Annotated in this window: 22 protein-coding genes and 2 pseudogenes; 18 read left to right on the top strand and 6 right to left on the bottom strand. The window is 65.3% G+C overall.

The genetic code is table 11. The features are described from left to right. Positions 1 to 33: 33 nt before the first annotated feature. Positions 34 to 651 (bottom strand): TetR/AcrR family transcriptional regulator, encoded by a 618-nt coding sequence (locus BHE01S_RS01345; protein WP_042259681.1) that lies wholly within the window; start codon positions 649 to 651, stop codon positions 34 to 36. 110 nt (positions 652 to 761) lie between these two features. On the opposite strand from BHE01S_RS01345, the gene BHE01S_RS01340 reads away from it, so the two are divergent. The 5 genes and pseudogenes from BHE01S_RS01340 to BHE01S_RS01330 all read left to right on the top strand — a co-directional run bounded on the left by BHE01S_RS01340 (position 762) and on the right by BHE01S_RS01330 (position 4413). After that, positions 762 to 2240 carry an efflux transporter outer membrane subunit gene (locus BHE01S_RS01340; RefSeq protein WP_042259956.1) on the top strand — a complete coding sequence of 493 codons (1479 nt, stop codon included), beginning with the start codon at positions 762 to 764 and terminating at the stop codon, positions 2238 to 2240. 74 nt (positions 2241 to 2314) lie between these two features. After that, positions 2315 to 2539 carry a hypothetical protein gene (locus tag BHE01S_RS37570; RefSeq protein WP_157025066.1) on the top strand — a complete coding sequence of 75 codons (225 nt, stop codon included), beginning with the start codon at positions 2315 to 2317 and terminating at the stop codon, positions 2537 to 2539. 409 nt (positions 2540 to 2948) lie between these two features. Beyond that, positions 2949 to 3497, top strand: coding sequence for a sialidase family protein (locus tag BHE01S_RS01335; RefSeq protein ID WP_245639603.1), 549 nt, complete (start codon positions 2949 to 2951; stop codon positions 3495 to 3497). A gap of 18 nt (positions 3498 to 3515) precedes the next feature. Then, a pseudogene (locus BHE01S_RS39965) lies at positions 3516 to 3650 on the top strand (transposase); the annotation flags it as partial. Positions 3651 to 4074: 424 nt separating this feature from the next. Beyond that, positions 4075 to 4413, top strand: a complete 339-nt coding sequence (locus BHE01S_RS01330) for a DUF2322 family protein (protein WP_245639615.1) — start codon at positions 4075 to 4077, stop codon at positions 4411 to 4413. Between the two features lie 75 nt (positions 4414 to 4488). Here the strand turns inward: BHE01S_RS01330 and BHE01S_RS01325 are convergent, their stop codons facing one another. Both BHE01S_RS01325 and BHE01S_RS01320 read right to left on the bottom strand, forming a co-directional pair. After that, positions 4489 to 5640 carry a CaiB/BaiF CoA transferase family protein gene (locus BHE01S_RS01325; RefSeq protein WP_042259680.1) on the bottom strand — a complete coding sequence of 384 codons (1152 nt, stop codon included), beginning with the start codon at positions 5638 to 5640 and terminating at the stop codon, positions 4489 to 4491. Positions 5641 to 5656: 16 nt separating this feature from the next. Next, positions 5657 to 6337: a beta/alpha barrel domain-containing protein gene (locus tag BHE01S_RS01320; protein WP_042259678.1), complete on the bottom strand. Its 681-nt coding sequence runs from the start codon at positions 6335 to 6337 to the stop codon at positions 5657 to 5659. Positions 6338 to 6465: 128 nt separating this feature from the next. Here BHE01S_RS01320 and BHE01S_RS01315 point away from each other — a divergent pair. After that, positions 6466 to 6711: pseudogene (locus BHE01S_RS01315) on the top strand (LysR family transcriptional regulator); the annotation flags it as partial. 78 nt (positions 6712 to 6789) lie between these two features. Here BHE01S_RS01315 and BHE01S_RS01310 read toward each other — a convergent pair. Beyond that, the gene (locus BHE01S_RS01310; RefSeq protein WP_042259672.1) at positions 6790 to 7737 is read right to left on the bottom strand and encodes a LysR substrate-binding domain-containing protein; all 948 of its coding nucleotides are present in this window, start codon (positions 7735 to 7737) and stop codon (positions 6790 to 6792) included. Positions 7738 to 7917: 180 nt separating this feature from the next. Between BHE01S_RS01310 and BHE01S_RS01305 the strand changes: the two genes are divergently transcribed. From BHE01S_RS01305 to BHE01S_RS01260, 10 genes are all read left to right on the top strand, one after another. Then, complete coding sequence (locus tag BHE01S_RS01305; RefSeq protein WP_042259949.1) at positions 7918 to 8985, top strand: ABC transporter substrate-binding protein; 1068 nt, start codon at positions 7918 to 7920, stop codon at positions 8983 to 8985. 49 nt (positions 8986 to 9034) lie between these two features. Beyond that, the gene (locus BHE01S_RS01300) at positions 9035 to 10105 is read left to right on the top strand and encodes an ABC transporter ATP-binding protein (RefSeq protein ID WP_042259670.1); all 1071 of its coding nucleotides are present in this window, start codon (positions 9035 to 9037) and stop codon (positions 10103 to 10105) included. Further along, on the top strand, positions 10092 to 10964 hold the full coding sequence (locus tag BHE01S_RS01295; protein ID WP_042259668.1) for an ABC transporter permease: 873 nt from the start codon (positions 10092 to 10094) through the stop codon (positions 10962 to 10964). The genes BHE01S_RS01300 and BHE01S_RS01295 overlap by 14 nt, the downstream gene beginning before the upstream one ends. Before the next feature lie 12 nt (positions 10965 to 10976). Beyond that, positions 10977 to 11774 (top strand): ABC transporter permease, encoded by a 798-nt coding sequence (locus BHE01S_RS01290; RefSeq protein ID WP_042259666.1) that lies wholly within the window; start codon positions 10977 to 10979, stop codon positions 11772 to 11774. Then, entirely contained in the window at positions 11771 to 12913 is a 1143-nt protein-coding gene (locus tag BHE01S_RS01285; RefSeq protein WP_042259664.1) for an NAD(P)/FAD-dependent oxidoreductase, read from the top strand. Before BHE01S_RS01290 ends, BHE01S_RS01285 begins: the two co-directional genes overlap by 4 nt. A gap of 7 nt (positions 12914 to 12920) precedes the next feature. Further along, positions 12921 to 13295 (top strand): (2Fe-2S)-binding protein, encoded by a 375-nt coding sequence (locus BHE01S_RS01280; RefSeq protein WP_042259662.1) that lies wholly within the window; start codon positions 12921 to 12923, stop codon positions 13293 to 13295. Then, positions 13285 to 14715 carry an FAD/NAD(P)-dependent oxidoreductase gene (locus BHE01S_RS01275; RefSeq protein WP_042259660.1) on the top strand — a complete coding sequence of 477 codons (1431 nt, stop codon included), beginning with the start codon at positions 13285 to 13287 and terminating at the stop codon, positions 14713 to 14715. The genes BHE01S_RS01280 and BHE01S_RS01275 overlap by 11 nt, the downstream gene beginning before the upstream one ends. Next, entirely contained in the window at positions 14708 to 15889 is a 1182-nt protein-coding gene (locus BHE01S_RS01270) for an NAD(P)/FAD-dependent oxidoreductase (protein ID WP_042259659.1), read from the top strand. Before BHE01S_RS01275 ends, BHE01S_RS01270 begins: the two co-directional genes overlap by 8 nt. A gap of 55 nt (positions 15890 to 15944) precedes the next feature. Continuing rightward, positions 15945 to 16298, top strand: coding sequence for a RidA family protein (locus tag BHE01S_RS01265; RefSeq protein WP_042259655.1), 354 nt, complete (start codon positions 15945 to 15947; stop codon positions 16296 to 16298). Between the two features lie 157 nt (positions 16299 to 16455). Then, on the top strand, positions 16456 to 17121 hold the full coding sequence (locus BHE01S_RS01260; protein WP_042259652.1) for a DUF2278 family protein: 666 nt from the start codon (positions 16456 to 16458) through the stop codon (positions 17119 to 17121). A gap of 702 nt (positions 17122 to 17823) precedes the next feature. On the opposite strand, the gene BHE01S_RS01250 is transcribed toward BHE01S_RS01260, so the two are convergent. Next, positions 17824 to 18306 carry a hypothetical protein gene (locus BHE01S_RS01250; RefSeq protein ID WP_042259946.1) on the bottom strand — a complete coding sequence of 161 codons (483 nt, stop codon included), beginning with the start codon at positions 18304 to 18306 and terminating at the stop codon, positions 17824 to 17826. Positions 18307 to 18509: 203 nt separating this feature from the next. Here BHE01S_RS01250 and BHE01S_RS01245 point away from each other — a divergent pair, with 203 nt between their 5' ends. Continuing rightward, on the top strand, positions 18510 to 18794 hold the full coding sequence (locus BHE01S_RS01245; protein ID WP_042259944.1) for a hypothetical protein: 285 nt from the start codon (positions 18510 to 18512) through the stop codon (positions 18792 to 18794). Positions 18795 to 18951: 157 nt separating this feature from the next. Here the strand turns inward: BHE01S_RS01245 and BHE01S_RS01240 are convergent, their stop codons facing one another. Further along, positions 18952 to 19377: a VOC family protein gene (locus BHE01S_RS01240; RefSeq protein WP_042259649.1), complete on the bottom strand. Its 426-nt coding sequence runs from the start codon at positions 19375 to 19377 to the stop codon at positions 18952 to 18954. A 102-nt stretch (positions 19378 to 19479) separates the two neighbouring features. Between BHE01S_RS01240 and BHE01S_RS01235 the strand changes: the two genes are divergently transcribed. After that, positions 19480 to 20373 (top strand): LysR family transcriptional regulator, encoded by an 894-nt coding sequence (locus BHE01S_RS01235; RefSeq protein WP_042259647.1) that lies wholly within the window; start codon positions 19480 to 19482, stop codon positions 20371 to 20373. The last annotated feature ends 48 nt before the right edge of the window (positions 20374 to 20421 follow it).

Genomic DNA, 20421 nt, shown 5'->3' with positions numbered 1-20421 from the left:
AGTGACCAAATCAGTCAACAGTCACGATCGGGTTCATGGAGCAAGACTTCTGAGTACCAGGCTCGCGAGCTGGACCGTTGCTTCGTCGGCAGCGTCGAGGTTGTACTGGAGCAGCAAGGGATTGAAGTACGGCTTCATCACCAGAAAGATCGCATTCACCGCCTCATCCATTGGCGTTTTGCGTTCGAATTCGCCGGTTTCACGTCCGAGCCGCAGAATGTCGGCGATGAGTTGGCGGATCTTTTCTTCATAGCCCTTGACGGAAGGCCAGGGCGAGGCGGCCGCGACGGCGGCGATATCGTAGAGCTTGCGGTCCTGGAAGAAAAGTTGGCTACCCGCCGCCAGTAAGGTCTTGAACATACGGCGAAATTTCTCCGTCGCGCTGTGCGCGTCGCCGACGTTTTCGCTGACGGCCGCAATCATGGCGGCGAGGCGATTGGCACAGATGACTTCGCCGATCGCCTGTTTCGAGTCGAAAAATTTGTAGATATAGGCTTTTGAAAACCCGATTTCCTTCGCGAGATCGGAAACCGTGGTCTTTTCATAGCCGTAGCGACTGAAGTATTCCGTTGCGGCTTCGACGATCTGGATGCGCACTTCGTGGTCCGAGGGGCCACGGGACGGGGAGGCGGAGGGCATGGGCTTGTTCATGTCCCAAGCTTAGTCTCTCGCCCGGTAGTTGACAACTTGTGACCATATTGTATATTGGTCACAACCCAGTCACACCCGTTACCTCACCCGTTGCCGCTCCCGAGATGATCATGTCTTTGCGTCGTCCGCTTGTTCCACTCGCTCTCCTGACCAGCGTCGCAGCCCTTTCAGCCTGTGCCGTGGGCCCCGACTACCACCGCCCGGATGCGCCGCTGGCGCAGCACTACGTGACCCCGCCGCCACCCGCCAGCGCGGCAAAGACGCCGGCGGCCGATCTCTCTGCCTGGTGGGAAGGCTTCAACGACCCGCTGCTCACGCACTACGTTTCGCAGGCGCTGGCCCAGAATCTGGACCTCGCTCAGGCCGTGGCGCAAATCGATCAGGCACGCGCGCGCCTCGGCACGGCCAACGCGGCGCTGCTTCCCTCGGCCTCGGTTTCCGCCTCGGCAGCGCGGGCCTATCAGTCGATCGACACGCCGTTCGGTCAGTTGCTCAACGCCACGCCGGGTTACGAACGCTGGGGCACCGAGTACGAAACCAATCTGGAGGCCGGTTGGGAGATCGACATTTTTGGCGGCCTGCGGCGTCAACGTGAAGCCGCGCTCGCCGATTACTCCGCGACGCAGGCGGCGGCGGTCGCCACCCGGCTCGCCGTCGCGGCCCAGACTGCCGATATCTACGTCACGATACGCGGCCTCCAGGCGCGCCTCGATATCGCTAACCGGCAGGTGCAGACGCAGCAGGCGCTGCTTGCGGACGTGACGCTCCTGTATTCGAAAGGCGCGGCCGCCGACTATCAGGTTCAGCAGGCACAAGGCGCGCTCGACCAGGTTCAGGCCAGCGTGCCCGTCCTCGACGCGGCGCTGGATGCGGCGTCGAATGCCCTCGACGTGATGCTGGGTACGCCGCCGGGCACACATCGGGCCGAGCTGAGGCCGCCGTCCTTGATCCCCGTTGCGCCGTCGCTCGCCGATATGGGCACGCCGGCCGATCTGCTGCAAAGGCGTCCCGATCTAATCGCCGCCGAACGCCACCTCGCCGCCGCCAACGCGCGCATTGGCGCGGCGATCAGCGAGTACTACCCCACGGTCTCGCTGAACGCCTTCCTCGGCAGCGCGACCTCGGCGGCGGCCGGCACCTTGTTCTCGGGCGGAGCCAGCCAGGCGGCTGGGCTCGTCGGGCTGCGCTGGCGCCTGTTCGACTTCGCGCGCATCAACGCCGATGTCAACGCGGCGAAAGGCGCCGACGCTCAGGCGCTCGCGGCTTATCGCCAGTCCGTCCTGCGTGCCGCCGAAGACGTGGAAAACTCGCTCTCGTCATTGGTGAATCGCGAGTCACAAGCGGCCACGCTCGCGCACGCGGAATCGTCGTTATCGAAAGCCAGGGATTCGTCGATGACCGCATACCGGAGTGGCGCGGCAAGCTTTATCGACGTATTGCATGCCAACGAAACCCTGCTCCAGGCCGCCGACGCGCGCGCGCAAGCGCAAACGGAATCCGCGCGTGCAGCGATCTCGACGTTCAAGGCGCTCGGCGGTGGCTGGGACCCCGCTTCGCTCGAGACGCAGCCGTCGCTTTCTTCGCGCTGACGAACGCCGCCCGGTGCTGGAGCACGCAGCAAAATCTGCGCACATTCCGCGATCGCGCAGCCGCGAATTGCACCATGACCGCATTATCGCTGCGCACGTTGCTGCCACCAACGCTAGCAAACACCCGGCCTCAACCGGGGCGCTCGCTTACGCCGCAAGCAGAAGAAGCCTTTGTCTTTCAGATGCCGATGATTTCGAGCCCTGATCCGCGCTACTTCAAGTCCACGGGCGGCACCGAAATTTTCTACAAAGTTTGGGGACTGGCACGCCTATCGTTTTCTCCCAGTCCTGATCCGTGAGAGCATTCTCCTGCTGGAACTTCCGCTTTAAATGGGCAACCGGACGTCGGCGCGCTGCATAATGCATGATTTTCACGACATAGTTTAAATTCGCATTCCGAAGAGAATACCGACGCCTAAAAAGCACTGGGACGGAGCCGGACTTTGTCTTTGAGGCATCCGGTGAATCTCAGTCACCATCCTTCTGCATGTGCATACATGCTCTGTCTGTCGTTCTGCAAACCTCATGCCACGCCAACTGGACCGCGGGCATCACGTCATAAATCGGCATCCGAAATGAATATTTCACACCAATGCGGCTGGCGTGAACTAGTGTGTTTTGGTATGTGCAGAGCTGGACGTTCACGCAGGCTGTGACACCGACAGCGGCCAGTCAGTACGCGATGCGTCCATACTCTATAGCGTTGCTGTGAACCCGGTCACGGGGGCAATCTATCTCACCTGGCAGGACGAACGTTTTTCGACCGCGACCTGCACCACGCCCACCGTATCGATCCCGGTCGACGGGATCGCCTTTAGCGAATCGGTTGACGGCGGAGCGACCTGGTCAACACCGGTGATGATCAACAAGACGCCGCCAAACGGAACGAACCCCTGCCGTCAGCAGGCTTTCATTCCAGCGGTCGTGGCGTCGGGCAACGGCGATACGATCGTGGTGACCTACTACGATTTTCGTAACGACACGAACACGCCTGCCGGCTTCGAGGGCACAGATTATTTCGCGGTGTTCTGTTCGACCGCCACTGCCTGCACGAACCCTGCCAATTGGGGTAATGAGCGCAAGCTCACCGACGCCTCGTTCAACATCCTGAATGCTCCCGTTGCGGGCGGTCATTTCCTCGGCGATTACATGGGCCTGGCTGCCAGCGGTTCGACAACTGTATTTCCCGTATTCGGTATAGCCACGACGAATCCCAACGTAACAGCCGAATTCACACGCAAGATCATTTTGCCCTGAGCGCAAGCGGCGGCGGGAACGCCGCCGCTCACGGGCGGCACGTCCTGCCACCCATGCGCGATGCTCAAGAGCTATATCCAAAGGTATCTGAACTGCATACATTCCAGGCGGCGGCTTGAGCGCGAATGCCAACGCAATGCTGAACTGATGTGGCCAGGCCGTCGTCCAGTCTTCCTTACCGGGCAAGCCCAGCGCGAACCCTGGTTGATGCCGGAAGCCATGCTGACCTGGCTTCCATCGATCAGCAGGCCACTGTTCGACAGTGGGTCACACGCGGACAAAACAAAACGTCGAGATGAAGAACAAGGTTCGAGTTTCAGGGCAGTGGTAGAAACGGATTAGACAACCCGGCAAAGGCATCCTGCTGAGTTGGGCGTGGCCGCTCGAAACGCACCGACGTATTCCTCTTCGGCACGTGGCAGCGCGCGTTCTGCACATCGAATCGCCCCATCGAGCCTGTCCCGTCACTTCGCTGGACATGCGCTTCTTCGATTGCGATTGGCGCCAGCCCAAGCCCGATCGGCTAAGATACGGCTCCGCAAAAGCCATTTATCGAACCAACGGAGTGTTTTCAGTGATTCAGGCAATTCAACCGGGCGCCGTCTTCAAGGACAATCTCGCACTGCTGCCGGGCATCGACTGCATCGAGCGCATCGATCTCGTGGACGCTCAGGGCAGCGTGAGCGCGAGCATCGAAAACAAGCCCGGCAAGCAGGGCTCGCTCGCGGTCTACCACTATCTGCGCGAAGCCTTCGGCACGCTCGACGCCAACGCGGCCGAGCATGGCCTTGCCGTGTTCGCCGAGCACACCGCCGATGCGCGCAACCGTCCGGGCGCGCACCCGAACGTCGATCGTCTGCTCGAAATCGCGGCAGGCGGCCCGACGCTGCGCATCGATGTGATCGCCGCAGCCTGAGCGTTGCACGTGCAACCATATGGCAGACCCGCGCGAAACTGCGAACCTGCTGCTTTTCCTTCGTCTGCCGCCGGCTCAAGGTGCTGCGTGTAACTTCAGGCCCGCCAGCACCTCTTCGGTATGCTCGCCCACCCGCGCGAGCGGCTGACGCACCCCAGGACGGCGGCCGCCCATCATGAGCGGCAGCAGCACGACTTCGGTCATGCCGCCGTCGTCGGTCTGCATCGGCACGAGTCCGCCGCTCGCCTTGAGGTGCGGGTCGTCGAGCAGCTGGTCGGGGCGCACGATCGGCGCGTACGGAATGCCGGCCGCTTCGAGACGCGGCATGAGTTCGGCCGCCTGCTGGGCGGCGAGCGCGGCGCCGAGGCGCTCGAGCAGCTCGGGCCGCGCCGCCACGCGCAGCGCGTTGTTCGCAAACTGCGGCTCGGCGGCGAGCTGCGGGTAGCCGATCACGTCGCACAGCGTCACGAACTGCTTGTCGCTCACCGCACCGATGAAAAGCTGTTCGCCTTCGGCAAGCGTGAACACGTCGTACACGCTCCAGGCCGACACGCGCGAAGGCATCGGCGGCGGCGCTTCGTGCGTCATGGCGTATTGCTGCATGTGCTGCGCGCTGAGGAACACGCAGTTCTCGAACAACGCGCTCTGCACCTCCTGACCGCACCCGGTCGCGTCGCGCTCGCGCAGCGCGGCCAGCACGCCGATCGCGCCGAACATGCCGCCCATGATGTCGTTCACCGACGTCCCCGCGCGCAGCGGCCGCCCCGCGGGCCCGGTCATGTACGAGAGGCCGCCCATCATCTGCACGACTTCGTCGAGCGCGAGGCGCTTTTCATAGGGACCCGGCAAAAATCCCTTGTGCGAGACGTAAATGAGGCGCGGGTAGCGCTGCGAGAGCGTGGCGTAATCGAGGCCGAGCTTTTCCATGAGGCCGGGCCGGAAGTTTTCCAGCATCACGTCGCACTCGCCGATCAGCTCGACGGCTGCCGCACGGCCCGACTCGGTGTTGATGTCGAGCACCACGCTCTTCTTGTTGCGGTTGAACGAGCGGAAAAAGCCGATGCCGAGGCCCGGCAAATTGCGCGTCTTGTCGCCGCCGGGCGGTTCGATCTTGATGACTTCGGCGCCCAGGTCCGCGAGGATCATCCCGCAGGTGGGGCCCATGACCATGTGCGTGAACTCGACGACGCGCACGCCTTCTAGCGGCAAACGGTTCTGCGTATTCATAAGGATCTCAAACTAGTCAGGCGCGGTGTGCGATTGCGCCAAAGGTCTTCGGCAGACTGGCGCGCCAGAGCGTGCCGTGCAGCGTTTCGCCCTCCAGCCACTGGGCCACGCGTGCGCGCAGCGCCAGCAGCCGTTCGATGTCGATGCCGGTGTCGAGGCCCATGCTGGCGAGCATGAACGCGAGGTCTTCGCTCGATGCATTGCCGCTCGCGCCCGGCGCGTGCGGACATCCGCCAAAGCCGCCGAGCGTGGCGTCAAAGCGCGTGATACCCGCCTCCAGCGCCGCATAGACGTTGGCGAGCGCGAGGCCGCGTATGCGCGCCACTTCGGCCACCACGTCATCGGGCGTCTTGCGCAGATTCGCGAGGCTATGCGCTTCACTGGCGGAAAGGGGCACGAGCATCGGGTCCGCTTGCGCCGCCAGCGCGCGCTCGGCGCCCTTCAGGTTCGGCGCGAGCACCGAGACGAAGAGACCCGGCAGCGTCTTTGCATAAGCGACGAGTTCCGCCGTATCCGCGAGTTGCGGCAGGCGGCGGGCGGGCACGAACGAGCCCACCTCGATCTCGCGCTGGCCGGCCTCGTGCGCGGCGCGGATCCATTCGATTTTGTGCCCGGTAGGGAGCACCGTCTGGATGCTCTGCAGGCCGTCGCGCAAGCCAACCTCGCGTATGACGCAGCGCTGCGGTAGTGGGGGCATGAAGGTGTCTCCATTTTTTGTCTCCAGCGATGTGCTAACTTTAGGCATTCCACAAAATACATAAAGCGGTATTTTGGAAGCCTCATGATTCCGGACTGGAAACCCAGAAAACGCGGCAAGGAGACACCGTGCACGACTTCGACCTCAAGACCCTGCGCCTGCTCGTGAGCGTGTGCGAGCACGGCAACATGGGGCGCGCGGCGCGCGAGGAGCACATCGAGCCTTCGGCCATCAGCAAGCGCATTGCCCAGCTCGAAAGCGAATTCGGCGTGCCGCTGCTCACGCGCTCGCGCCGCGGCGTGCAGCCTACTGCGGCGGGACTGGCGCTGATCGAGCATGTACGCAGCGTGAAGATCACGCTGCAGCCCGCGGCGCGGCGCATGGTCGAACATCTCGTGGAGCGCGCGGCGCAGAAGAAGCGCGGTGTGACAAGCCGCACTTGAGCGCGCGCCTCAAGTCACCGCTTTTTTCCCACGTTTGCGCGCGGGCTCGCGATCGGCCGCTTTCATCTGCGCAATCAAGCCGTCGTGATGCTCGCGCAGCACCTCGACGAATTCGGCCACGAGACGCTCGCGCGGCCGGTTCGGCGGAAACAGCAAGTACGTGGGGAACATTACCGCCGGCGAGAACGGCCGGATCGCAATGTCCGGCCCCGCGAAATCACGCGCAACGATGGGATGCGCGAGCGTCACGCCCATGCCGCAGCGGACCATCTCGCAGCAGATCGCCGTGTACTGCGCCTCGATGGCGAGCACGCGCTCCACGCCCGCGCGCTGGAACACTTCGTCCATTTGCGTGCGCGTGCCGTCGCCGTGGCACAGCGAGATGAACGACTCCCCCTCCAGATCGGCAGGCCGGATCATGGTCTTTTTCGCGAGCGGGTGCGAGGCCGGCATCACGCAGACGGCCGCAACCTTCGAGAGCAGTTCGACCTCACAGCTCGACGCTTCGCTGATGTACACCGCCACGCCCAGGTCGCAGAACTGCGAACCGGTCCAGTGGTTCACCGTGCCCGACGTATTCACGTGCAGCGAGACCGTCACGCCCGGAAAGAGGCGGCGGAACTTGTCGATGGCGTGCGGCACGAGCGTGAGCCCAGCGGAAGGCATGGCGGCAATGCGCAGACGCCCGCTGCCGAGATTGCGGATTTGCGCGGCGGCGTTGCTGAGTCCTTGCAAACCCACGTACGCGCGCTCGACCTCGCGAAAAAACGCATTGCCCTCGCTCGTGGGAATGAGGCGGATGCCCACGCGCTGAAACAGCGTGAGCCCCGTCTCGCGCTCCAGTTGTCCGATCAGGCGGCTCACGTTGGGCTGGGAGGTGTAGAGCGCCTTCGCCGCGGCTGTCATCGAGCCCGACACCATCACCGCGCGAAACGCCTCGACGTGCTTCAGATTCAAGGTGATCTCTCCTGGGCTTAACCCTGATGCATGCGCCAGGGCCTAACCCTGGTCCATATCATCCCCGTATAGGTTGGCATTTTATTCGTATTGGACGATATGACCAGCCCGGCACAGACTGCGATGCATCGGCGCACTGTCCGGTTCGCCGCTCCCCACATTCGAATGGAGATCGTCGTCATGAAAGCCGCGATGCGCCGTCGTTCAACCTTCTCCCCCAAAGCCGCATTCGTCGCACTCGCCGTCGCCGGCACGCTCGCCGCAGCCTCGCTCGCCCAGGCCGAAACCACGCTGTATGTCGCCAATGTCGGCGGCTCCAACGAGCAGCTCTATCGTCAGAAAATCATCCCGGCGTTCGAAAAGGCGCATGACGTCAAGATCGTCTACGTGGCGGGCAATTCGAGCGACACGCTCGCCAAGCTCCAGGCGCAAAAAGGCCACGAGCAGATCAACGTCGCCGTGATGGACGACGGCCCGATGTATCAGGCGATGCAGCTCGGCCTGTGCGGCAAGCTCGACGACGCCCCGGTCATGAAGGACCTCTATCCGCTCGCGCACATCGGCCCGACCGCCGTGGGCGTGGGCATGGTCGCGACCGGCATCGGCTATAACGAACAGGCGTTCAAAAAGCTCGGCCTGCCCGCGCCCGATTCGTGGAAGTCGCTCGAAGACGCGCGCGTGAAGGGCAAGCTCGGCGTGCCGCCCATCACCAACACCTACGGCCTGCATACGCTCGTGATGCTCGCGCGCCTGAACGGCGGCGGCGAGAAGGACATCGACCCCGGCTTCGAGGCCATGACGAAGCAGGTCGCGCCCAACGTGCTTTCGTGGGCGCCCACGCCCGGCGAAATGGACGGCCTCATGCAGTCGGGCGACGTGATCATCGCGCCTTACGGCAGCGGCCGCGCGGTGGCGCTGCAAAACACCGGCTTCCCGCTCAAGTTCATCTACCCGAAGGAAGGCGGTGTGGCACTGCAAGTGGCGGCGTGCTCCGTTGCGCAGAACGCGCAGCCGCAGCTTTCGCAGCAGTTCATCCAGTACCTGTTGAGCCCCGAAGTGCAGGCGCAGCAGGCGGCGGACATCGGCCTCGGCCCCGTCAACAAAACCGTCAAGCTCACGCCGGAAGTGGCCGCGCGCGTGCCTTACGGTCCCGACCAGATCGCGAAGCTCACGGCGATGGACTGGAGCACCATCAACGAGCATCGCACCGAGTGGACCGAGCGCTGGAACCGGTCGGTCGAACGCTGATGGTGTCGCGCCCTGCCCCGCACCCAACGCACAACGAGGACCGACGCTCATGAGCTTCCTCACCCTGCAAGGCATCTCGAAGCGCTACGGCGACTTCACGGCGATCGAGCAGCTCGACCTCACGGTTGCGCGCGGCGAACTTCTTTCACTGCTCGGTCCCTCGGGTTGCGGCAAGACGACCACACTGCAGATGATCGCGGGATTCGTCACGCCGACCACGGGCCGCATCACGCTCGATGGCCGCGACATCACTCGCGAGCGGCCGGAGAAACGCGGCATCGGCGTGGTGTTTCAAAGCTATGCGCTCTTTCCGCACATGACCGTGGCCGGCAACGTGGGCTTCGGTCTGGAGATGCAGAAGATGAAGCGCACGCAACGCGCGGAGCGCGTTGCCGAGGCGCTGGAACTCGTGCGGCTGCGCGGGCTCGACGCGCGTTACCCGAAGGAGCTTTCGGGCGGCCAGCGCCAGCGTGTGGCGATCGCCCGCGCGCTGGCCATGCAGCCGGAACTCCTGCTGCTCGACGAGCCGATGTCGAACCTCGACGCCAAGCTGCGCGAAGAGATGCATATCGAACTGCGCGCCATCCAGAAGCGCCTCGGCATCACGACCCTGCTCGTCACGCACGACCAGGTGGAAGCGATGACGATGAGCGACCGCATCGCCGTCATGCACCGCGGCACCATCGCGCAGCTGAGCACGCCGTTCGACGCTTACGAGCGCCCGGCCACACCGTTCGCTTCCACCTTCCTTGGCCGCACCAATACGCTCGCGGGCGAAGTGCTGCGCCGCAATCCGCGCTGCGCCGAGGTCGAGGTGGGCGGGACGACGCTGCACGTGCCGCATGAAGGACGCGAGGTGGCGGGCGCCGTGAACGTGTACATCCGCCCTGAAAAAGTGCATCTGGCCAACGGCGACGCGCGCCTCACGGGGCGCGTGACGACGCGCGTGTTCGTGGGCAATCAATGGCTGCTCGCCGTGGAAACCTCGCTCGGCAAGCTGCACGTCGCGCAGCCCAACCGCGGCGCGCCACCGCCCGAGGAAGGCCACGTAGTGGGACTCGCATGGACCGACGACGATCTGCGTGTGCTGACGCGGGAGGGCTCCCATGGCAACGCTTGACGACTCGCGCGCGGGCGCCGCGCCATGGCTGCTCTGCGCGCCCGCGCTGCTGCTCTTTCTCGCGCTGCTGCTGGTGCCGCTCATTCTCACCTTCGTGCTGTCGTTTCATGTGTTCAGCGACATTGCAGGCGTGCAGCGCGGCTGGACCCTCACCCATTACCTGGAAGTTCTGAGCGATCCCTACTACGGCGAAATCTTCCTTCGCACGGCGGGACTCGCGTTCGCCGTCACGCTGCTCTCCATCGTGCTGGGCGTGCCCGAAACGCTGGTGCTCGCCCGCATGCGCAGGCCCTGGCAATCCGTTTGCCTGCTGATCGTGCTCGGCCCGCTGCTGATCTCGGTGGTGGTGCGCACGCTCGGCTGGCAAATCCTGCTGGGCAACAACGGCGTGCTCAACCACGCCCTCCAGGCACTGCATATCACCGACGAGCCCATTCGCCTCGTGTTCACCATGACGGGCACCATCATCGCCCTGACGCACGTGCTCGTGCCATTCATGGTGATGTCGGTCTGGGCGACGCTGCAAAAGCTCGATCCGCAGGTGGAATGGGCGGGGCGCTCGCTCGGCGCCTCGCCGCTGCGCGTGTTCCGCCGGGTGATCCTGCCGCAGATCATGCCGGGCGTGCTCTCGGGCTCGATCATCGTGTTCGCGCTTTCGGCCTCCGCGTTCGCCACGCCCGCGCTGATCGGCGGACGACGTCTGAAAGTCGTCGCCACGGCCGCCTACGACGAGTTCCTCGGCACCTTGAACTGGCCGCTGGGCGCGAGCATTGCCGTGCTGCTGCTGATCGCCAATGTGGCGATCGTGATGGGCTGCAGCCGTCTCGCCGAACGCCGTTTCAAGCACATCTTCGACTGAAGGGACCCCGCCATGAAACGCAACGGATTCCTCGGGCTAGCGTTCAACGCGCTCTTTCTCGCCTTCATGCTCGCGCCCATCGTCGTGGTGCTGCTCGTGGCCTTCACGGACAAGGGCTACATCTCGATGCCGTTCGACGGCGCCTCGCTGCGCTGGTTTCGCGCGATCCTGCAGAACGGCGACATCGTCTCGGCGTTCTGGCTCTCCGTGCGCCTCGCGTTCGCCGCGGCCACCATTGGCGTGGCGCTCGCGGTGCCCGCCGCACTCGCCATCGCGCGCTACCGCTTTGCTGGCCGCGGCGCGCTGGTGAGCTTCTTCCTCTCGCCGATGATGATTCCCGCCGTCGTGCTCGGCATCGCGTTCCTGCGCTTCCTCTCGCTGCTCAACCTGAACGGGTCGTTCTGGGCGCTCGTCGCCGCGCACGTGGTGATCGTGCTGCCGTATGCGCTGCGTCTCGCGCTGGCTTCGGCGGTCGGCCTCGACCGCGACGCCGAACGCGCGGCGCTTTCGTGCGGTGCGAGCCGATTCACCGCATTTCGCCGCGTGGTGCTGCCGATGATCCGCACGGGCGTGGCGGGCGGCTGGGTGCTCTCTTTCATCCAGAGCTTCGACGAGCTCACCATGACCATTTTCGTCGCGACCCCCGGCACCACCACGCTGCCCGTCGCCATGTATAACCAGATCGCGCAGACGATCGACCCGCTCGTCACCTCGGTGTCGGCGGTGCTGATCGTCGGCACGATCCTGCTGATGCTGCTGCTCGACCGCATGGTCGGGCTGGACCGCATCCTGATCGGAGAAGCCCGATGACACAGAACACCCCCGCGAGCCCCGACGTGCTCGTGATCGGCGGCGGTATCGTCGGCTCCGCCGTGGCCTACGGGCTCGCCCGCGAAGGCGCGCGCGTGACCGTGCTCGACGAGGGCGACGGCGGCTTTCGCGCCTCGCGCGGCAACTTCGGCCTCGTCTGGATTCAGGGCAAGGGCTACGGCCTTTCGCCATACGCACGCTGGTCGCGCAGCTCGGCGCAGCGCTGGCCGCTGCTCGCGCAAAGCCTCGCCGACGATGCGCGCGTGGACGTCGCGCTGCGTCAGCCTGGCGGCTTTCATATCTGCTTCTCGGACGAAGAACTCGCCGAGCGCCATAAACGGCTCTCCACCTTGCAGGCCGAGATCGGCGATTATCCGTTCGAACTGCTAAATCATTCGGAGCTGCGCGAGCGGCTCCCCGGCATCGGACCCGCGGTGGCCGGCGCGAGCTATACGCCGATGGATGGCCACGTCAACCCGCTCAAGCTGCTGCGCGGGCTGCATGTCGCGATGCAGCGGCGCGGCGTGCGGCTCGTCTCGGGCGAGCGCGCCGAGCGTATCGACGCCGGGGCGGGCGGGTTCAGCGTGCAAGGCCGGCGCGGCGTGTATCGCGGTGCGCGCGTCGTGCTCGCGGCCGGCCTCGGAAATCGCGCGCTCGCGCCGCACGTGGGCCTGAACGCCCCCGTTGCGCCCAATCGCGGCCAGGTGCTCGTGAGCGAGCGCGTCGAGCCGTTTCTGCGCTATCCGACCATCAACGTGCGGCAGACCGACGAAGGCACGGTGCAATTCGGCGATTCGATGGAGGAAGCCGGCTTCAACGACTTCACCACCACGCCGATCCTGCGCCAGATCGCAGCGCGCGGCGTGCGCGCGTTTCCGATGCTCGCCCACGTGCGGCTCGTGCGCATGTGGGCCGCGCTGCGTGTGTATAGCCCCGATGGCTTTCCGATCTACGACCAGTCCGAAACGCATCCGGGTGCCTTCGTCGTCACCTGCCATAGCGGCGTGACGCTCGCCGCGGCGCACGCGCTGCGTATCGCGCCGTGGATCACGGGCGGCCCGATGCCCGCCGAACTGCCTACGTTCTCCGCGCGCCGCTTCGCGACCGACGCGGCCGCCGAACCTATCCTCGCTCACTAATCCCGCCATGACAGCCCAATCTACCCAGGCGCCCGCGCCGCTGTTCAAGACGCTCTCCGACGGCGAAACACGCATCGATATCTGGTTCAACGGCCATTCGTTGTCCGTGCCCGCCGACCGCTCCGTTGCCGCTGCGCTGCTCGCCGCGGGTGTATCGCGCTTTCGCGCGACGCCCGTTTCGGGCGCGCCGCGCGCGCCGTTCTGCATGATGGGCGCGTGTTTCGAATGCCTTGTTGAGATCGACGGCGTGCCGAGCCGCCAGAGCTGCATGGTGCCCGTGCGCGCGGGCATGCACATCCGCTCCCAGGAGGGTGCGCGCGACCTGCCGCCCGAACCCGGCACGAACGCCGACACGCTCGAGGAGAACGCCCATGCCCGGTGATTACCAAGGCGACACCAAAGCCGATTTTCATGCAGAAACCGTCGATGTCGTCGTGGTCGGCGCGGGTCCCGCCGGAATGAGCGCGGCCACCCGTTCGGCGTGCGCCGGACTCTCAGTCATCCTGATCGATGAGCAGGACGCCGTGGGCGGCCAGATCTATCGCGCGATAGGCCGCGCCGACGCGCGCCGCAAGGAAATACTCGGCCCCGACTACACGGCGGGCGACGCCATCGCCCAGGCGTTTGCGCGTTCCGGCGCACGCCATGTCGCCCATGCCAGCGTTTGGCAGGTCACGCGCGAACATGCCGTTCATTATCTCAAGGACGGCAAGGTAGGCAGTTTCCAGGCGAAGCGCGTGATACTCGCGAGCGGCGCGCTGGAGCGGCCGTTTCCCATTCCGGGCTGGACCCTGCCCGGCGTGCTCACGGCGGGCGCCGCACAGATTCTGCTCAAGAGCGCGGGCGAAGTGCCCGCCTCGCCGCCCGTGCTCGCGGGCTGCGGGCCGCTGCTTTACCTGCTCGGCTGGCAATACGTACGGGCAGGCGTGCCGATTCGCGCGCTCGTCGACACCACGCGCCACGAAGACCGCTGGCGCGCGAAACGCCACCTGCTGGCCGCGCTGCGCTCGTGGCCGTTCCTGAGCAAAGGCCTGCATCTGATCCGCACGCTGCGCGAGGCCGGGGTACCCATTTTCGAAGCCGCCGACGAGCTCGCCGTGGAAGGCCGCCAGGGCAGCGACGGCGTGCAGCGCGCAGCCGCGCTCACCTTCACGTCGCAAGGGCGCGCGCACCGTATCGAGGCCGATGTGATCCTGCTGCACCAGGGCGTGGTGCCCAACACGCAGTTCACGCAGGCGCTGCGCGCCGCGCATCGCTGGGACAACGGGCAGCTTTGCTTCACCCCGCAAACGGACGCGTGGGGCGAGCTCGACGTGCCCGGCATTTTCGTGGCCGGCGACGGCGCAGGCATAGGCGGGGCCCAGGCCGCGGCGCAACAGGGCGTGCTCGCGGCGCTCGCGGCTGCCGCACAGCTAGGCTCGATCGATGCAGCCACGCGCGATCGCGAGGCCGCTCCCCACCGCGCGGAACTCGAACGTGTGATGCGCATCCGCCCGTTCCTCGACAGCCTCTATCGCCCACGCGACGCGAACCGCATCCCCGCCGACAGCACTATCGTCTGCCGCTGCGAGGAAGTGACGGCGGGCGAGCTGCGCGGCTTCGTGGGCCTCGGCTGCCTCGGCCCGAACCAGGCGAAGTCGTTCGGCCGCTGCGGCATGGGGCCGTGCCAGGGCCGCCTGTGCGGCCTCACCGTGACCGAAGTGATCGCCGAGGCACGCAAGGTGCCGCCAGCCGAGGTGGGCTACTACCGTATCCGCCCGCCCATCAAGCCACTCACGCTCGGAGAACTCGCCGGTGAATGACGCCCGAACTTCCCCCGCGAGCGTCGTGCAGGAAGCGGATGTCCTCGTGATCGGCGGCGGCCTGCACGGTTCGAGCAGCGCCTTTCACATGGCGCGGCGCGGCGCGAGCGTGATCGTGCTCGAAGCCGACTACGTGGGCCGCCATTCGTCGGGCGTGAACGCCGGCGGCGTGCGCACGCTCGGCCGACCGCTCCCCGAGATTCCGCTTGCGCTCATGTCGCGCGAAATCTGGCACGCGCTGCCCGACACCATCGGCGACGACGGCGGCTTCGTTCCCTCCGGACAACTGAAGATTGCCGAAACCGAGGCCGAACTGGCGGAATGCCGCGAGCGCGTCGCGCTGCTCAAATCGCACGGCTTCACGCACGAGAAGCTGATCGACCGCGAGACAGTGCTCGAACTCGAACCGGCATTGGCGAAACACGTGACGGGCGGCATCTGGGTCGAGCGCGACGGCTATGCGTTGCCCTTTCGCACCACCACGGCGTTTCGCCTCGCCGCGCAAAAGCACGGCGCGCGCTTTTACGAAGGCACGGCGGTCACGCACATTGAGCCGCGCGGCGAGCGCTGGCTCGCGCGAACGCCGCGCGGCACCTTTGCCGCGTGCAAGCTGCTCGTCGCGGCGGGCGCGTGGTCGGGCGAACTGGCGCGCCAGGCCGGCGAGCCCGTGCCCGTGCACCCCGAAGGCCTCATGCTGATGGTCACCCATCGCGTGGCGCCCTTCTGCCGCGCGACGCTCGGCGCTACGGGTCGACCGCTTTCGTTCAAGCAGTTCGACAACGGCACAGTGGTGATCGGCGGCAAGCTGATCGGCATCGCGGATCTGCCGGGGAGGCACGGCGAAGTCGATTTCATGCGGCTCGTGAAAAGTGCGCAGACCGTCGTCGATCTCTTTCCGCATCTGCGCCATCTGGGCGTGAACCGCGCATGGGCCGGCGTGGAAGCGTTCACGGCCGACTCGCTGCCCATCCTCTCGGCAAGCCGGCGCGCCGCGAATCTCTACTACTCGTTCGGTTATTGCGGCAGCGGCTTTCAGCTCGGGCCTGCGTGCGGGCAACTCGTTTCCGAACTCGTGCTCGACGGCGCACCTTCGCTTTCGCTCGATGCGTTCGCGATCGACCGCTTCGAGCGCGCCGCAGTGCCGGCGCCGCTGGCCGGCGTGACCGCGCATTGACGCCATCGATTTCCTCACCTCAGATCGCCGTTGCGGCGAAGGAGCTTGCAGACACATGAACGATATCGTTCGCATCGAAATCAATCAGCGCATGAGCCGCGTCGTGAAAGCCGCGGGACTCGTGTTCGTGGGCGGCCAAACGTCAGCCGATCCGTCGCCCGACGTGAAGATCCAGACCGCCGCCGTGCTCGCGAAGATCGACGGCTTTCTCGCCAAGGCCGGCATCGACAAGACGCGGCTCGTTTCCGCGCAAGTGTGGCTCGCGAATATCGCGCGCGATTTCGCGGGTATGAACGAGGTGTGGGACGCGTGGGTGCCCGAAGGCTGCGCACCCACGCGTGCGACGGTGCAGGCGCAGCTGGCGTCGCCGCAACTGCTCGTGGAAATCGCGGTCGTGGCGCTGGGCTAAGCGTGGCATGAGGTTGCCGGCGCCGCCGTGAAAGCGCGCCGACAGCCGCAGTCGAGCAACCGTAAAGCGATGACGCGGCGCCGCGCGCACGCTGTAAGCGCAAGTTCACGTTCGCGCGGCACAATGGCGAATCCACCCGAACCTGGAGGAGCGCGCGATGGCCCTTCCTTACGGCTACGTCAAGGCGAAGATCGTTTCCGCGCCGCAGTTGAAAGCCACGCGGCGGCCACACGAAGTCCAGTACCACCTGCACTTCGGTGTAACGGTCAACGGCGCGCGCTGGGACATCGCCGTGAACGTCGGCACCACGGACGCGGACGACCTGCTCAAATACAAGCTCGTGTTCGATTTCAACCACAACGTCCTCGCTACGATCGAGGGCGCGGCCGAAGGCTCGACCAATCTCACGGGAACCGAAGCGCTGCCGGCCATCGACTTCCAGCGCAGCGACTTCCTCGCCAATACGGGCGTGTGGCGCAACAGCGACGTGATGGACGGCTCCGACCAGGTGGAGCCCGTCGCCTCGCTGCAGCGACTGCTGTTGCGCGCGCAACAATCGTCGCTCGACGTCTACGTATTTGGCCGCTTCTACAGCGAAGGCGACGGCATACACGACGTCCACATGAACCAGGGCTCGAAGGGCGAGTTCATCCACAAGGCGGACAACGACGCGAACGACCACAACGACATCTGGCAGGACGGCGCGCTGCTCGTGGATCTGGGCGACCCCGAATGGGCCTTGTATGTGGCGGCGTTCGATCAGCAATACGTGCCCACCGACGACCTCGGCAACCCCACGCCGGATTCCCAGCCGATTTCGTAAGCTCAAAGGCAAACGGGCACATCCCGGCCACCCGGTATACGCGCCGCGCGCCCTTTCAAACGGATTGAAAGGGTCGAACTCCCTGGAAATACTGCTCAAAACGGCCCCCAGGCGGGCGGATAACGTCTATTCGGCACAAGAAACAGCGGAAATCGGCTGGATTGGACAACTGCACAGCGTGGCGCGGGCGGCGGGCCCGGCTTGTGCCTGGCGTAATGCCGGCGCCTGGAAATACGCTAAGTCGTGACATAAAATACAGGCCCAGTCAGTGCATTCACGTGGTGGCCGCGTATGAGACACGCTACGTTCCCCGTGCTGATCGTTCTGGCTACGGTCCCGGCCGCATGGGCCGTGGGCCTCGCCGCCGCGAACGAAAACACGGATCTGCCCTCTCCCCAGAGCGCGGCGCCTGCCACGCTGCATTGGCCTCCCGCCTCGCCCTCGTCCATCCCGCCGGGCATTTCGCGCGCCGCGTTGCATACGGGGACTCGGAAAGACGACAAGTCGTATTTCGATATGCTCCCAAGCGGCGACCAGAGACTTGACGATAACGGCGCGCCCCTGCGCGGAGATCGCTTCCACTGGCAGCAGCCCTAGTATTTACACGCTACGCGACCTGACGCTTACAGCAGTCAGCTTTCCTGATCATTTGTGCCGGCCGCCAGAGTCAACTGGCGGCCGTGCCCTTGCAGGGTTGCGCGCTTACGCTTTCACTGCTGGCGTGTGCGGCCGCACGACCGCTGGCGGTTGTCCCGATGCAGGCGCGGGCGCATGCCCCGGATAGACCACGATCACAGGCTCTGGCATTGCCCACGCGGGCACCGCGAACAGTACAGGCATCGGCGCTGGCATCGCGAACGCACCGTTGAATGCCGCCTGCTGGAGCTGCTGCATCTGGGCCTGCATGACCCACATCTGCGTGGTCATTGCACGCATCTGCTGCAGTGCCCACGCGGGCGGCGGTCCGCCGCTGCTGCTCTGAACCTGAATGCTGCTGGCGCCGTTCGGGCTGTGCCAGCTCCACGTGCTGATCTTGACGGGGCCAGCCGAGGTCTGGACCACATGGGTCTCGCCCTGAGCCGGAACGAGGTGGCCGTCGACGTTGACGAAAAGCGGCTGGGCGGCCAGTGCGAGGGCCGGTGCGCACACCAGTGCGGCCGCCGCCATAGCAGTGCGAAAACGCATCTCATCCTCCATTATTCGAGTCTCCACGCGCGGTTTGCGCCCGGAGGCGTTTTCTACTATGTCGAGCGAGACTTAAAAATCGCTTAAAACGCGCCTGTGCATTTGCGTTAATCCACAGTTAAGAATCTGCTCCTATGCTCGTCTTGCGAGCCGCCGGGCCTCTCGCAGGCGGCATCGCGGCGAACACGATGGAGGTTCGGATCATGAAAACCGGATTCTATTCAACCGCGCTCATTGCGGCGCTAGTCTTGCCAGCCGCTGCGTTCGCACAAACCGGCAACGCCTACGCCCGGCTCGATTTGATCAGCGGCCCTGCGGCACACGCGCAGCTTCCCGCCGACGTGCACGCCGCCGAAGCACGCGTCGCGACGCGCAGTGGCGCCGACGATGCCACGCTGTGGGGCGTGGGCGGCGTACCGGGCGGCATGTCGCAATCGGGCATGAGCGCGCACTCGCATTCGCGCGCCGTGCTTTATCTGCACCACTGAGGCGCCGATACCCGCCCGCCGGCGGCAACCGCAGCTGAATATCCGCGCCGCATAGCGCGCGCGAGGGCACGCCTGCGCTGTCCGGCAATTTCGTGGCGACGCCGCCGTCGGGTCCATGCCTGAGCCGGCGCATTGACCGCCTCGCGGCCAATCGCACTTATTTGGCGAACAGCTGGCCGATGTCCTTGAACGCCTTGAATTCGAGCGCATTGCCGCACGGATCGAGGAAGAACATCGTGGCTTGCTCGCCCACCTGCCCCTTGAAGCGCACGTACGGTTCGATCACGAACTTCACGCCGAAGGTCTTGAGGCGCTCGGCCAGCGTCTCCCAATCGCCCCAGCTCAGCACGACGCCGAAATGCGGCACCGGCACGTCGTGGCCGTCCACGGGGTTGGTGTGCGCGTGGTCCTGCGAAGCCGTTTTCGGGTGCTCGTGAATCACGAGCTGATGACCGAAGAAGTCGAAGTCGACCCACTGTGCGCTGGAACGCCCTTCCGCCAGGCCGAAGACGCGGCCGTAGAAGTCGCGCGCGGCTGCGAGGTCATAAACGGGAATGGCGAGGTGAAAGGGGGAAAGCGACATGCGTGTCTCCACTGTCTTCGAAAGCGATCCCGCCATGGTAGAGAGACCGAAGCAAAAATAAAATCAATATATAATTTTCCGATACACAAATATTCCTGATGAATGATACGTGAGCTCAGAACCCTCGTTGCCGTGGCGAGAGAAGGCACGTTCGCCGCGGCGGGACAGAAGATCGGCCTGACCCAGGCCGCTGTCAGCGCGCAAATGCAGCGCCTCGAAGCGGAGCTGGGCTTCACGCTGTTCGACCGCGAGGGGCGCGCCGCGCGCCTGAACGCGATGGGCCAGCAGATCCTCGCGCAAGCACAGGAAGTCATCCGGCTCTATGAAAACCTGAGTTCGAACGCGGCCGGCCCCGCGGCGACCGGGCGCGTCACGCTCGGCGCGATCGCGTCCGTGCAGCGCGCGCTGGTGCCCGAGGCGCTCGCCGAATTCCACCGCCGTTGTGCCGGCTGCCGCACGCGTGTGATCCCCGGCGTTTCGATGGACCTTCACAATCTCGTGGATGCGGGCGAAATCGACATGGCGGCCATCATCCGTCCACCCTTCGCACTGCAAAGCGATCTGCGCTGGACCACGCTCGCGCGCGAGCCGTTCCGGCTCATCGTGCCGCGCCATGTGAAAGGCCACGACTGGGCCGAACTGCTGGCGACGCAACCCTTCATCCGCTACGATCGGGCATCGTTCGGCGGCCGCCAGGTAGACCGCTTCCTGCGCCGCATGCACTACACCGTACAAGACCTGAGCGAACTCGACGAACTGGAGGCTATCGTCGGGCTCGTTGCGAACGGCGTGGGCGTCGCGCTGGTGCCGCAAACGTCGGCGTGGCGGCGCTGGCCCGCCAAAGTGCGCGCAATCGATCTCGGGCAGCACACGTTCCACCGCGACGTCGGCCTTGTGCATCGCGCCCCGGGCTCGCTGAGCGACCCCGCGCGCCTGTTGATCCAGCTGCTCGAATCGCGCGCCCGTGAGCAGCAGCCGACGGGCGAGGCACAATGAACCCGTCATTGCCTGCAGGCACACTGGAGACATGCACGTGAGCATCGG

This window comes from Paraburkholderia heleia NBRC 101817, assembly GCF_000739775.1.
Lineage (GTDB): Bacteria > Pseudomonadota > Gammaproteobacteria > Burkholderiales > Burkholderiaceae > Paraburkholderia > Paraburkholderia heleia.
Note: the sequence above shows the minus strand (reverse complement) of the source record. Positions and strands in the feature narration are given on the sequence as shown.